The 14,310-nt window shown below is 52.0% G+C and carries 6 protein-coding genes; 4 read left to right on the top strand and 2 right to left on the bottom strand.

The genetic code is table 11. From position 1 onward, the window contains the following. Positions 1-266: 266 nt before the first annotated feature. Positions 267-4,385 carry a response regulator gene (locus tag FYZ48_RS01270; RefSeq protein ID WP_149336697.1) on the top strand — a complete coding sequence of 1,373 codons (4,119 nt, stop codon included), beginning with the start codon at positions 267-269 and terminating at the stop codon, positions 4,383-4,385. Then, positions 4,385-6,043 carry a Glu/Leu/Phe/Val dehydrogenase dimerization domain-containing protein gene (locus FYZ48_RS01265; protein WP_149336695.1) on the top strand — a complete coding sequence of 553 codons (1,659 nt, stop codon included), beginning with the start codon at positions 4,385-4,387 and terminating at the stop codon, positions 6,041-6,043. Before FYZ48_RS01270 ends, FYZ48_RS01265 begins: the two co-directional genes overlap by 1 nt. A 49-nt stretch (positions 6,044-6,092) precedes the next feature. Here the strand turns inward: FYZ48_RS01265 and FYZ48_RS01260 are convergent, their stop codons facing one another. Both FYZ48_RS01260 and FYZ48_RS01255 read right to left on the bottom strand, forming a co-directional pair. After that, the gene (locus FYZ48_RS01260) at positions 6,093-8,519 is read right to left on the bottom strand and encodes a hypothetical protein (protein ID WP_149336693.1); all 2,427 of its coding nucleotides are present in this window, start codon (positions 8,517-8,519) and stop codon (positions 6,093-6,095) included. Between the two features lie 19 nt (positions 8,520-8,538). After that, positions 8,539-11,049: a DUF1549 and DUF1553 domain-containing protein gene (locus FYZ48_RS01255; RefSeq protein WP_149336691.1), complete on the bottom strand. Its 2,511-nt coding sequence runs from the start codon at positions 11,047-11,049 to the stop codon at positions 8,539-8,541. A gap of 246 nt (positions 11,050-11,295) precedes the next feature. Between FYZ48_RS01255 and FYZ48_RS01250 the strand changes: the two genes are divergently transcribed. Beyond that, entirely contained in the window at positions 11,296-12,723 is a 1,428-nt protein-coding gene (locus tag FYZ48_RS01250) for a DUF1501 domain-containing protein (protein WP_149336689.1), read from the top strand. A gap of 142 nt (positions 12,724-12,865) precedes the next feature. Continuing rightward, entirely contained in the window at positions 12,866-14,242 is a 1,377-nt protein-coding gene (locus tag FYZ48_RS01245; RefSeq protein WP_149336686.1) for an FAD-dependent oxidoreductase, read from the top strand. Positions 14,243-14,310: the final 68 nt, after the last annotated feature.

The following is a 14,310-nucleotide window of genomic DNA, read 5'->3' as shown; positions in this document are numbered from 1 at the left end:
AGGGGGATGGGATGCGATTGGTTGGTCGCTGTCTCACCCGGGGCGAAGTGGTGTGACAGAATCCATTGGAGATGAGCGGGGTAATATTCCGTCAGACAGCCTGTTTTCAAAACAAAGGTTGTTGCCTACAATATACTTAGGCCGATACAGTAAGCAATCAGCTTAGGCATTGCCATCAGGCAAGAGCCTCTGTTTTCAGGTTGGGGAAGCGGTTAAAACTTTCTCAGCATGGCAGAGCTGTATCGGGGGAGAGGAAGGGCAGTTACATGTACGCTTCCGAACAACAGATTCCCGTCCCACCGCCAGACGATCAGCGTTCGTTCACAGCTGAGCCACCTTCTTTCTGGCGATCATTGCTCTTAAAGAATACCCTGTTTGTGGCCATCGTTGTGGTGCTCACTGCCGGTATTCTGGGGCATCTCGCTTATATTTTTGCCCGCGATATTCTGCACGACAATATTCGCGTCCGCCTGCAACTGGTCGTCAGTGATCGGGCTGCATTATTCGAAGGTTATGTACGACAGCAGTTGGATCGGGCTGCGTTGATTACCAGTCGGACTCACCTGAGGGAGCTGATTCAAGACTTCGAACAGGGAACTCTCGATGAGGATGCTTTCCAGTCTGAATCAAAGCGGATACTGGAAGATACTATTTCGGGGAGTACCTCCGAGTTTCGAGATCTCTGGATAGTGAATCCGGAAGGGACTGTGATCACTGCGACGAGTGACAATTATCTCAATCAGACATTTGCCGATGATCCTGGATTTCTGAAAGCGAAAGAACATCCCCAGTTGGATTATCCACAGAAAGTAGATGGTAAGTATGTGACTTACCTCATGGCTCCCATGAAGAGTGAAGCGGGGGATCTGATCGGCGTTTTAATGGTCTGGCTCGATGTCACTCCTCTGGAGCGGATCCTGACGAATCGGACGGGGTTGCAGGACACGGGAGCACTTCTGGTCGCGACCAGAGAGGGAGACCGGGTACGATATTTATTGACCCCGGAAGACAGCACGCAAAGATCCGTGCAACTCAAAGAAGTACCTGCAATGGAGAAAGCGCTGAATGGGGAAAGCGGATCCGAGGTTATGCATTACAGTGGCGATGAAGTGCTTGTCTCTTACCGTCCTGTAGATTATCAGCCCAATAGCGATGATGCTCCCTGGGGAATGGTAGCCAAAATTGATCTCACAGAGGCCTACGCTCCCGTAACACATTTACGTCATCTGTTACTGGGACTGCAGTTTGGGCTCGTTTTTTTCGGAATGGTGGTCTCTTTTCTGGTTGCCCGGAGAGTGACCCGGCCGGTATTGGGACTGGCCGATACTGCATCGAAAATCGCTCGTGGAAATCTGGATGTCCGGGTGCCGATCACTTCGACAGATGAAGTGGGGATGCTGGGGGCTGCGTTTAATCATATGACCTCGGAACTGGCAGCCTCACGGGATCAACTGGAGGAACGGATTGAACAGCGAACTGCGGAGTTGAACGCGTCACAAAAGAAATTGCGTCGCCAGACTCAAATCCTGCAGTCAATTCTGGACAGCATGGGAGATGGAGTAATCGTTGCGGATCAGGATGGGAATTCCGTCTTCTGGAACCCGGCTGCAGAGCAGATTGTTGGTATCGGACCGCAGAATGTAGATCCTTCCAAGTGGTCACAGATCTATGGCTGTTACCTTGCAGACGGAGTTTCGATGTGTCCTTCCGAGGATCTGCCTCTGGCGCGGGCCATGCGGGGAGAGTCACTCGATGATTCGATTCTCTTTCTCAAAAATCCCGATATTCCTGACGGAACCTGGATCAGTGTGACTGCACGTCCTTTGAAAAATGATCGTGGTGATCTGCGTGGTGGCGTGATCGTGATGCACGATATTACGGAAGCGAAAGCCACACAGGAAGAACTGGAATCACGCGATAAGAAAAATCGGGCCATTCTGGCGACGACGCATGAAGCATTCGTCGGTATCGATGAGAACAGTCGAATTTGTGACTGGAATGAACAGGCGGAAGCGACTTTTGGATGGACTCAACAGGAGGTGATTGGACGGTCGCTGGTGGAAACCATCATTCCGGAACGCTATCGATTGCAACATATGCAGGGGGTCGAAAAATTTCTTTCATCAGGTGAAGGCCCTGTTCTTAACAAGCGTCTGGAGCTCTCAGCTCTGCATCAGGACGGCCACGAATTTCCTGTGGAACTGACGATCACTCCCGTGCGACAGGGGGACAATTTCCTGTTTGCTGCCTTTGTGCATGATATCACGGAAGTCAAGCGGGCCGAGGAAGAACTCAAACGGGCTAAAGAAGCTGCCGAGGCAGCCAGCCAGGCAAAAAGTGCTTTTCTGGCAACGATGAGTCACGAAATCCGAACTCCCATGAATGCCGTGATTGGGATGACCGAATTACTGCTCGATACCGATCTGAACCCCACCCAGCGGGAATACATGACCATGGTGCAGGAATCGGGGGAATCTCTACTGGCAGTGATCAATGACATTCTGGATTTCTCCAAAATTGAAGCAGGCCGATTCGATCTGGATCAGGCCGCATTCCACCTGAGGGAAAATCTGGGGGATACCATGAAATCGCTGGCTGTTCGGGCGCATCACAAACGCCTGGAACTGGCATTTCATCTGGCGCCGGAAGTTCCTGATACCATCGTTGGTGACCGTTACCGCTTACGACAGATCATTGTCAATCTCGTCGGAAATGCCATCAAATTTACGGATGAGGGAGAAGTGGTCGTAGATGTGAATGTCGAATCTCAATCAGAGAGAGACGTTCTGTTGCACTTCGTCGTGCGTGATACGGGGATCGGAATTCCCAAAAGCAAACAGAAACAAATCTTTCAGGCCTTTGAGCAGGTTGATGAATCGATGGCCCGTCGGTTCAGCGGTACTGGACTCGGCCTGGCGATTGCTTCCCGCCTGATCAATTTAATGGGGGGGCGAATCTGGGTCATCAGTGAAGTCGATCAGGGGAGTGCATTTCATTTTACAGCTCATTTTGAACTGACACAGGAAGAAGTCCCCGCCAGTGAACCATTGGTCAAAGCTGACCTGGATGGCCTGCGCGTGCTGGTTGTTGATGATAACCTCACCAACTGTCAGATTCTGGAAGAAATGCTCTCTAACTGGAAGATGCAACCCCAAACCGTCACGCGTGGGAAAGATGCTCTGGAAGCGATGCATGCCCGCGTGAGGGCGGGGGAACCTTTCGATCTCGTACTGGTGGACGCGAATATGCCGACGATGGATGGGTTCTCGCTGGCGAAAGCGATCAAACAGGATAAGGAACTGGGAAGTGCCGTCATTATGATGATTACTTCCAGTGACCGAAGAGGAGAGATCTCCCGCTGCAAGAAACTCGGAATTGCAGCGCACCTGATCAAGCCTCTCAAGCAGTCGGAACTGTTTAACTCGATCGCAGAGACATTGGGAATTAACGGGGTAGATCATCATTCGACGCGATTGAAAACGGCTGAACTGGGTAAGCGTATTCCGCCTTTAAAAATACTGCTGGCAGAAGACAGTATCGTGAATCAGAAACTGGCGCTGGCCCTGCTGCAACCTCATGGCCACGAAATTACTGTCGTGACCAACGGGAAAGAGGCGGTCGAACAGAGAAAAACAGCCCATTTTGATCTCATTCTAATGGATGTCCAGATGCCTGAGATGGATGGCCTGGAAGCGACTCGTGAAATTCGAAACTACGAGCAGACAAGCGGGGAACATATTCCAATCATTGCGATGACTGCACATGCGATGAAGGGAGACCGGGAACGCTGTCTTGAGGCCGGGATGGACGGCTATGTTTCTAAACCGGTTCGTGTGCGGGAACTGTACCAGATGATTGAAGAAACACTGCAAATGAATGCCCAACTCGCAGCTGAAAAAAATGAGTCCACATCAGAGGAGTCAGAACAGCAGGCGGATTCGATTCAGATGGAATACGAGTCAGCCCAAGGTGAAGAATCGGGAGAGGAGTTAATCATGAACCAGTCTGAAGAACAGGGGCACAATGATGATGTATTGAACTGGGAACAGGCGATGGAGAAATCAGAAATACCTGCTGAAGCCTTGAGCGAACTGGGTCAACTGTTTCTGCAGGAAGCCCCTAAACTGCTGAACGAAATCCGGGATGCAATACAACAGCGGGATGCTTCGTCACTAAGGCGAGCCGCTCATACACTAAAAAGTTCAGCTGCCGTTTTTGAAGCACACCATGCTGCCGATGCCGCGTTGAAGCTGGAGTTACTTGGAAAAGAGGAAAAGCTGACGGAAGCGCGCGAAGCTCTGCCTGCCCTGGAACAGGAAGTCGACCGATTACTGCCAGCTGTTTCTGCTCACATTGATTCTACCGCTCTGGAAGGAAATAAATAATGAATGTCGCATCAGGAAGTGGCGTCAAAGTATTGTTCATTGAAGATAACCCGATTCATGTAGGACTGGTGAAAACCCTGCTGGGGGAATCCCGGGCACCCGTATTTCAATTACAGCATGCAGGATCTCTCCAGGATGGTTTGAAACTGCTCGAGGCAGTCCCGGTCGACATTATTCTGCTGGACTTGACACTGCCTGACAGCGAGGACCTGGATACGTTCATCCGGGTCCGTTCGTTTGCCCCCGCGATCCCAATCGTAATTGTCACGAGCCTGGATGATGTGAAACTGGCTGCGAAGGCGGTTGAGGCGGGGGCCCAGGATTATCTGGTTAAGACACAGCTGAGCCGAACTTCGCTAACACGTTCTTTACGTTATGCGATTGAGCGGACACGTGTGCGGGATGCCGAATGGGATTCGCCGATGTTCAGGCTGGCGCAGCGACAGTTCCTCAAGGCGGCTCAATATATGGGGCTGGACGATAATATTCGCCAGCGATTATTGTTTCCGCAACGAACGCTGGTCGTGACGCTGCCATTTCGTCGAGATCATTATACCGAAGTCGAAACGGTATTCGGCTATCGAGTACAGCACATTCTGACTATGGGACCTACCAAAGGGGGGATTCGCTATCATCAGGATGTCAGCCTCGGAGAAGTTTCAGCACTGGCGATGTGGATGAGCTGGAAGTGTGCCCTGGTGCACCTACCCTTTGGTGGAGCCAAAGGGGGCGTCCGCATCGATCCCACGGGGTTAACCGGTCATGAACTGCAGCGACTCACCCGACGATTTGCGACCGAAATTAGTCCGATCATTGGTCCTGAGAAAGATATTCCTGCTCCCGATATGGGAACCAACGAACGAGTGATGGCTTGGATTATGGATACGTACAGCCAACAGGTAGGTTACTCTGTACCGGCAGTCGTGACAGGTAAGCCGGTCGTCCTCGGGGGAGCTCGGGGACGTAATGAAGCGACAGGGAGAGGCGTCGTCTATCTGATTGAAGAAGCGGCCCGGCATCTGAAGATGAATCTCAGTGAGTCTACGGCGGTGATTCAGGGGTTTGGAAATGTGGGCAGTCATGCTGCCCAGTTTTTGAGTGATCTGGGCGTGAAAATCATCGGTGTCAGCGATGCAACCACGGGCATCTATAACCGTAATGGGCTTTCGATGTCCTCACTACTTGAGTATGTAAGTAAGAACCGTTTTCTGGAAGGTTATTCCCAAGGAGATGAAATCACGAACCAGGAACTGCTGGAACTGGAGTGTGATATTCTAGTACCTGCTGCATTGCAAAATCAGATCACAGCAGAAAATGCAGATCGCATTAATTGCCGTCTACTGGCGGAAGGTGCTAACGGGCCTACTACTCTGGAAGCTGATGAGGTACTCAATGAAAAAGGGGTTTTCATACTCCCTGATATTCTGGCAAACGCAGGTGGGGTGACTGTTTCTTACTTCGAATGGGTGCAGGATACGCAGAACTATATGTGGAGCCTGGATGAAGTCAATCAACGATTGAAACGCATTCTGCAAGATGCGTTTCAGCGTACTTTGAACCGTGCGGAGAAGAACAATGTCGACATGCGGACGGCGGCACTAATGGAAGGGATTGAACGCGTCGCGCAGGCCAAGCTGGCGCGTGGCCTGTTCCCATAAGCGAAAGTGCAAATTCAGCGGGAAACGAACAGTCGGATAATAGATAAACTTATTTCTTCTTTGCCGGTTCGACGACATTAACTGTGATCAGTTTCGACCAGGCTGCGAATTTCGTATTGGCAGGAGCTGACTTTGCTTCTGCGGATTTTGCTGATCGGGCTGCTTGTTCTACGAGTTTCTCAGCGCGAGCCAGTTTGTCAGAGGCTGCTTTGGCTTTGTCTGCTTGCCCTTTGCTGGACTCAACATCGGCCTTGAGCTGCGCGACCAGTTTTTCAAGTCGCTCCAGTTCGGCTTTCGCAGCCTGACTGGCTGGCAGATTCTGGCGATACTGTGTTACACCCACACCCAGCAGTGCAAACTGATATCGTCCCGGCTCTGCTTTGAAATTCCCGTTGGGCCTGAAATCGATGACCAGCTTGCCTTCTGTGTCTTTCTCTCCGATATTTACGGTAGGAGGATTGCGCTGGATCCCAAACAGTTCGTGCGGCTCTATCGTCAGGTTACCCGTTCGATTTCCGTTACCGGTCAGCTTGATGGGAATCTCCAGTTTCTGATTCAATTCAACAGTCCACTCTTTATCCTCTGCTGGGGAAATGATGACGGGCGCCGTCTCATGTTCATTCACTGCCAGAGGCATGCTTGTGGTGAGTCGGGAGCGAACACGAATCGCATCGGCAAAGATGTGGCCCCAGATCAGGGACGCAAACTGTGCTTCTTTCACCACTGGTTGGCCATTGATCTGGGCAGTTCCTTTAATCTGGATTTCACCAGCCCATGTCTTGGCTGATTCATCTGCAGAGAGGATCAGAATTCCATGGTCGGTCTTTCCACTGAGCGTCAGAGGCTGAGCAGTGACACCGTTGGGAAGGTTCTCCGCCGTTACAACGATATCTCCTGTAAAGCCATCCTGACGGGGAGCGACAATCCGCACTCCCCAGTTGGCCCCTCGTCGGAGCAGGGGGGTGACAGAGTAACCCGTACGATTGGTCGGCAGCGGGCGTTCTGTGGTCGCGATCAGATGAAAGTCAGGCTTGGGTTCTCGAATCGCCAGACGATAAAGATCTTTTGCGCTGCCTCCTCCAAACTGATTGACGATCGTCACCATGTACTCCCCATCCTGTTCTGCGACGAACGAGACCGCTGCGTCATTTGTGTCGAGGTTAATCGCATTTTTATTGTGGGGGCTGAAATAGGAAGCCAGGTCGTCATTTTCGGTCACTGTCTTCACGCTGACTTCACCAGCAGGGGAGCGGGTCAATTGTTGCACGATCAGTAACGGATCTACCTGAGATGCCATCCGGTCTGCAATCGCTTCAATCCAATAGGTTTTCCCTTTCTCTGCACGAAAGACAAACTGATCTTCGTCATTCGGCTGATCGAATCGTCCAGCGATTTCTGTCGGGATGGAAACATTCTGCCGATCCAGATGGGCTTGCTCCTGAGTTATTGGGGCTGTCGCATAACCGACCTTGACTCTGTTAGAATTCTCCAGCTGAAAATCAAAACCATCCAGCAGCCCCTGGCGTGGTTTACCCGGTTGAAAACTACCAGCGGGGCCTGCTACATCAGGGAGTGTGAATTCCAACTCCACCGATTCCAGCTTGTGACCGTTGAGCTCCGCAGATTTTCCGTAACTGCCTCCGGGAAGGTTGCGACCATATACGGTGTAAGTCTGTGTGGAACCCGGCTCACCGGCGGGCGGATAAATGAAATCAATGTGAGGGCGATTAGAAATCTTCAGACGATAAAAATGTTCTGAGCCCCCACGGTAGAGAATGTCAGAAATCGCCAAATAGTAAGTGGCATCCTGTTTGGGCTGGATTTCGACAAACGAATCCCGGCCGAACCAGTCGCGGTTGCGGGTGATTTCGCGACCTTCAGAATCGTAAACAATGATCTGGCCATCCAGGCGTGAGTCGATACGCTGTGCCAGCAGTTCTACCAGAATCTGCTCTCCCGCTTTTATCTTCAGCTGATACCAGTCGATTCCGCGGGAGGGGACATCACCAGAGATCACGGAATTGACATTCACCGGCATGGCTGATTCGCGGGTTGCATGATTTCCTGTTTCCGCAACTTCTCGGCTATCAGCCTCAGCCACTACAAATGGGCGCGCTGTCGAAAGACCAAAATAAGAAACGACGCGTGCCTCGTAGATACCAGGAGGAACTTCAGCGGATACGGAAACTGCAAAGCGGGATCCCTGCGGCCGAGGGGCCGGATGAAATTCATCAGCAGGCAGCATTACCGGTTTCGCTGTGATACCTGGATGGGAGAATCGCAGTTCGGATGCGTCATCCAGGTTGGAACCAATGATGCTGACTTCGATGGTCTTCCCTGCTGGGGCTGCAAAGGGACGCAACTGCCTCAGGTCTGCCGTGGGTAGCTGGGCTTCCACATATTGCGAGTGCAGACTACTCAACAGCAGGAAGAGCAACGGACAAAGTGCAGGAATGAACCTGGTGCTGGTTTTCATATTTGCTTCACAGTAACTGTTAATGGTTGAACAGGAACTCTTTGGTATTGATGATCACCCAGATAATATCTTCATAAGCCTGTTTCTCAGCCTGTTCGAGAGATAATTTGTTGGGATCTGCCTTCGACTGATTCCGTTTTTTCTGCAGATGAGCCAGCCCAGTCTCAAGTTCATTTTCATTGGGAGATCGCGAAAGAGCATGCAGATACAGCTCTTTGATGCGTGTCTGATCGTCCCTGTTTTTGTCACGGGCCAACTGGACTGCCTGGCCGTCAGAGGCGGAAAGAATCTGTTGGATCGTATCGGAGTTGATCAGATGCAGGCTTTGTGCCAGATCCGCATTGGCGGTGCGCTCACATTCACAGGCCGTGTCCATCTGCGGCCGACCGAAGACCCGCAAGAAAAATGACTCGACGTTGGCTGAATCATCGGGTAAGGCGACTGCCCGAACTCCGACCGGCTGGTGATTGAAATTGTTCTTCGCCCCCGCGACATCATTCATCGCATCCAGCATCATCTCTGCTGGGAGCCGTCGAGGATAGTAGCGCGCGTAATTCTGCTCATCATTTTGATTGTACTGATTCGGAAAAGAGCTGAGTTGATAAGTTCGGCTGTTACAGATGGTACGGCAGATCGCTTTCAGGTCATAATTCGATTTGACGAATGTGTCTGCCAGCTCATTCAACAGTTCAGGGTGCGTAGCTGGATTTGTGATCCGAATGTCATCTTCCGGTTCAACCAGACCTCGACCAAAAAAATGTTTCCAGTAACGGTTCACCAGCATTTTGGCAAAGAAGGGGTTTTCGGGATCTGTGACCCAGTTAGCCAGATCGATACGCGGATCCCGTTCAGCAGGGATGTCCAGGGCTGCTCCATCCAGGGGCGTTGGTTTGAGTTCCCGATTGGTATTCGGGTTTTTGGCAACCGCGACGATTCGTTTGTGGTAAACGATGTCGTCTTCCGGCAGCTTATATACTTCTTTGCGTCCCAGTGTATTGAAGAAGGCCTGAAACCCGTAGAAATCGTCCTGACTCCATTTTTCATAGGGGTGATGGTGGCACTGAGCACATTGAATGCGGACTCCCAGGAAAACCTGGGCAATGTCTGACATCTGATCTTTGGGATCTTTGACGGCTCGGTACCAGGAGACGGCAGGATTGGTCCCTGGCTTGCCTCGGGCTGTAATCAGCTCTGTCACGAATTCGTCATAAGGCTTATTCATGGCCAGACTGGTGCGGATCCAGGCATGAAAGCCGAAAGTCTCCCGGGCGACCTGTTCCAGATTTCCGCCAGCCTTGTTACGTAATACGCCGGCCCATTTAGACGCGAACAGATCTGCGTAGCCGGAACTGTCCAAGAGTTCGTTAATCTTACGCGCCCGTTTATCGGGACCCTGATCAACCAGAAAAGATTGTGTCTGCTCCAAAGTGGGAATCCGACCGGTGATATCCAGAGTCACCCTGCGGAGAAAGGTGGAATCATCGCATCGTTCTGAAGGGGGAAGCCCCAGCACTTTCAGCTTCGCAAAAACATGCTGGTCGATAAAGTTCTCAGGTGTCGGCAAGTCAGGCGTGGGCTGGCCAAGAGGAATGGTCGTCATGAAAACGGCGACCTGTTCCTGAAAACGGATCATGACCGATGTTGTGCCGGTCTGGTCCTTTAATGTCACCAGTCCATGCTCGTCGGTTGCTGCCATCTTAGGCTGGTTTGGTTTGAATTCCGCCAGACGTGTAATGTCCCGTTTCGTCCCATCGGAGAAATAAGCAGTGACGACCAGTTGCTGGGTAGCCTGTTTGGGCAGGACGCGGACTTGAGGAAATATTTCGATGTGCGTCACCTTCGCTTCTTTTTCCGGATCATACCGCATCCCTTCGCGGATCCAGCGGGCGATCAGTCTGATTTCTGCTCCATCCGCCTTGAACCGACTTCCTCCACCGTGGGGTACTGTTCCAGCTGCTTTTTGTAACAAGAGACTGGTTTCTGGTGCTGCCGGGTTAATCCGGCGTCCGAGAGATTCTTTCGTGATGTACTCGAAGTCATTGCCCGGTTCAAAACCCAGTAATGACAAATGGAAGTTGTTTTTCCCGGAAGGTGTGCCATGACAGGCGCCACTGTTACAACCACCCCGCGTGAGTTGAGGGATGACATCATTGTAGAAGCTGACCGGACGACGCTGTTCGAACGAAGAAACGCGTACCGGGATTTTGAGGGAACGTTTCGAATCCAGAGAGGCGGTAATGGTAGCAGACCCGTTGGACAGGGGGCTGACATATCCGGTGGGGCTGACCACTACGATTCCCTGTGGTTCAACCTGATATTTCACACTCCGCGTGACATCGCTTATGGAACCCGACTGGTCTTTGTGTGTGATTATTAATTGCTGTCGGGCATCGGGATCTGATAATTCAATCCCCTGGTCCTGATTCGGCAAATAGACTTCCAATTCAGCCGCATGGGAAGATTTCTCCAGCCTCCCTAAGAGGATGCCTGCGAATAAAACAATCAGCAGTGTATATTGCCTCAATTTCATCGATTTTCCCAAGATATCTGGAATCTGGAGTTTCACCCGGACTGACTCTGTGAATAGCTCTTTAACTGGTCTGCCAATCAGTATTTAGGGGATGACAGTCAGTTTTAGAATGAATTCCGGGAGAATCTGAAATTAAATTGAACTTGAATTTCTATTCTAAACGATGCAATATACATTACAATACGTTGATGCGTACTTGTTAAGAAAATGCTCAGACGGCAATATTTCGATCGGGATGATGAATTCATGAGTGCCAAATCCAGAAATCAGCGTTGTGCAGGACCGATGAAACGTCGCACCTTCCTGGAAATCGGTGGGGCAGGTATGCTTGGTCTGGGTATGACGGATTTGCTCCGTCAGCAGGCGCTTGCCAGTTCTGCAGGAAACGCAACTGATGATACGGCCGTGATTTTCGTCTGGTTGCCGGGGGGCCCCCCTCATATGGAAACATATGATATGAAGCCGGGGGCACCAGTTGAGTACCGTGGGGAATATTCACCAATTCATACTAATGTTCCCGGTCTCGACGTCTGCCAGATGCTACCACAGCATGCGAAAATTGCAGACAAGTTTACGTTGATCCGCTCGATTCATCATGAGTTCGCCGATCATGGTGGCGGTCATAAACGTCTCATGACCGGCCGAATTCCCGCAACTCCAGTGGGAACTATTAATGACGCCCCAGCTGTAAATACAATTGTGAAGAAAATGCTGGAGCAACCGGGGAATGAAATGCCGGTCTGTGTGACTGAGGTTGACTCTTCCCGTGCGTCCATTGATACCTTTGCCATGGGGCCCGCTTATCTGGGACCATCTTCAACTCCATTTATGGTAGCCGGCAACCCCAGCGATCCCGATTTCAAAGTACAGAATATCGGCGTGAAATCAGCGATGGAAACGCGTCTCGACGACCGAATTGCCATGCTGAAGGGGATCGATAATTTCCGCCGTGATGTTGACAAAAGTGGTTCGATGGAAGCCATGGACAGTTTTAACCGTCAGGCTATCGATATGTTGACCAGTGAAAAAGTCCGTCGGGCTTTTGACCTTTCACAAGAACCCAAAGAGGTCCGTGATCGATATGGCTGGAATGCGTACGGTCAACGGGCTGTCTTAGGTCGGCGTCTGGTCGAGTCAGGCGTCAGGTTTGTCACCATGGTCTGGGAACATCCTTTCCCGGGGAGTAAGACTCCCAAGACGGCAGCATATAACTGGGACTCCCATGCTGTGAATGCACATCTCTTCAAGGACTGCGAATGGCGACTGCCACCCTATGACCAGGCCGTTTCTGCTCTGATCGAAGACCTCTATCAACGGGGACTCGACCGACGAGTTCTGCTGGTAGTGACGGGCGAGTTTGGGCGGACTCCAAAGCTTTCAGTTCAGCGGGGAACTCAGACTGGTGTCATGCAACCCGGTCGAGATCACTGGCCAAAAGCGATGTCAGTACTGGTTTCCGGAGGTGGGATGCAGACCGGTCAGGTGATCGGCGCAACCAACCCGAAAGGGGAATATCCGGTGGAACGCCGACTGACTCCGAACGATCTCTGGGCCACCGTTTATCGGCACCTGGGTATCGATCATGAGCATATCCTGCACGATCTGCAGGGGCGTCCGGTTCCCATTCTGCCCTTCGGAAAGCCGATACGCGAACTGCAGCCAGTCTCTGCCTGAGCAGCCAGTGAGCGTTCTGTTGCACTTATGTATTTAAATCAGAGGGAAGGTGCGCCCTTCCACTGACCCTGTTGCTAGATTGCGACCCTGAGAGCTCACTGCTATCGTAGTTATTCAAAAACTCTCGAAGGGATAGTACGTGATGTCGCAGTCGTCTGATTCAATTACGCAAACATGGGAGATTCCGCTCCGCGAGACAGTCGATGTGGCTGTGATCGGTGGTGGCTCGGCTGGTGTGGCTGCAGCGACTGCCGCTGCCCGGAATGGAGCGTCCACTGTGCTGGTCGAACGCTATGGTTTCCTGGGAGGTACATCGACGGCGGGTATGGTCGGTCCCTTCATGACCTCATACACGCCTGATGGGAAGCGGCAACTGGTGGCCGGTATCTTTCAGGAAGTCATCGATAAAATGGTCCAGATGGGCGGGGCCGTCGATCCCTCTACGACAGAAGCCGGTTCTGCCTGGGCTTCTTTTATTGATCTCGGACATGCCAATGTGACTCCCTTTAGTGTCGAAGCACTGAAAATGGCGGCCCTGGAAATGGTCTGTGAGGCAGGGGCACGGATCCGGTTTCATACCTCGTTTGTCGATGTGGTAATGCGAGATCAGCAGATTGACGGAATCGTGATTCTCGATAAGGCCGGCCTGGGACTTTTGCGGGCGCGAACTGTGATTGATACCTCCGGCGATGGCGATATTGCTGCCAAAGCCGGAGCCCCCTTTGAAGTGGGGCGAAAGGCGGACGGCAAAATGATGCCGGTGACGCTGTTTCTGACGATTGGCAATGTCGATGACGAACGCGTGATTGCCTGGATGAAGGAGCATGAAGTTCTGCATCCCGGGGAGCGGCTGTTTGAATGTATTGTCAAACAAGCCCGGGAAAGCGGTGACTGGACGCTGGAACGCGAGTTTCTGAATATTTATCGTGAGCCGACTCCGGGGCAATGGCGGGTCAACACAACCCGCGTCCAGAACGTGGACGGAACGAACCCCGATGACCTGTCCCGGGCGGAAATTGAGAGTCGGCGTCAGGCGTGGGAACTGATTCGATTTTTCCGATCCCATTGTCCCGGCCTGGAAAATGCACAATTACTGGCCACGGGAACTCAAGTGGGGGTGAGGGAAACACGTCACATTCTGGGTGACTATGTGCTGAATGGGGCAGATGTGCTCGAAGGGCGGAAGTTCGAGGATTCCATCGCGCAGTGTTCCTATCCAATTGACATTCACGATCCCCAGGGCCCCCGGGGAAGGCTGGAGGGGATTCACGCCGATCATTATGAAATTCCCTATCGCTGCCTGGTGCCGCGCAATGTGGAGAACCTGCTGGTGGCCGGCCGTCCGATATCTGCGGATCACGAAGGGGCTGCATCTGCGAGAGTGATTCCTCCCTGTTATGCAACCGGTCAGGCCGCGGGAACCGCTGCGAGCCTGGCAATCAAGCAGGGAGTGGCCCCGCGCGACGTGGATATCGATCAGTTAAGAACGACATTAAGCGAGCAGGGAGCCATCGTCTGAGTTCGGCCACAGGACAACCGAATGCCACTGAGTGTGACTTTTGAATCAACAGTAAAACCAGGAAGCGA

This window comes from Gimesia chilikensis (assembly GCF_008329715.1).
GTDB lineage: Bacteria > Planctomycetota > Planctomycetia > Planctomycetales > Planctomycetaceae > Gimesia > Gimesia chilikensis.
This window is presented reverse-complemented; position numbering and strand designations above follow the sequence as displayed.

Excerpts from the sequence above, each read along its gene's own strand:
- FYZ48_RS01250 (WP_149336689.1), top strand. The coding sequence starts at position 11,296 with ATGAGTGCCAAATCCAGAAATCAGCGTTGTGCAGGACCGATGAAACGT.
- FYZ48_RS01260 (WP_149336693.1), bottom strand. The coding sequence starts at position 8,519 with ATGAAAACCAGCACCAGGTTCATTCCTGCACTTTGTCCGTTGCTCTTC.
- FYZ48_RS01265 (WP_149336695.1), top strand. The coding sequence starts at position 4,385 with ATGAATGTCGCATCAGGAAGTGGCGTCAAAGTATTGTTCATTGAAGAT.
- FYZ48_RS01255 (WP_149336691.1), bottom strand. The coding sequence starts at position 11,049 with ATGAAATTGAGGCAATATACACTGCTGATTGTTTTATTCGCAGGCATC.
- FYZ48_RS01270 (WP_149336697.1), top strand. The coding sequence starts at position 267 with ATGTACGCTTCCGAACAACAGATTCCCGTCCCACCGCCAGACGATCAG.
- FYZ48_RS01245 (WP_149336686.1), top strand. The coding sequence starts at position 12,866 with ATGTCGCAGTCGTCTGATTCAATTACGCAAACATGGGAGATTCCGCTC.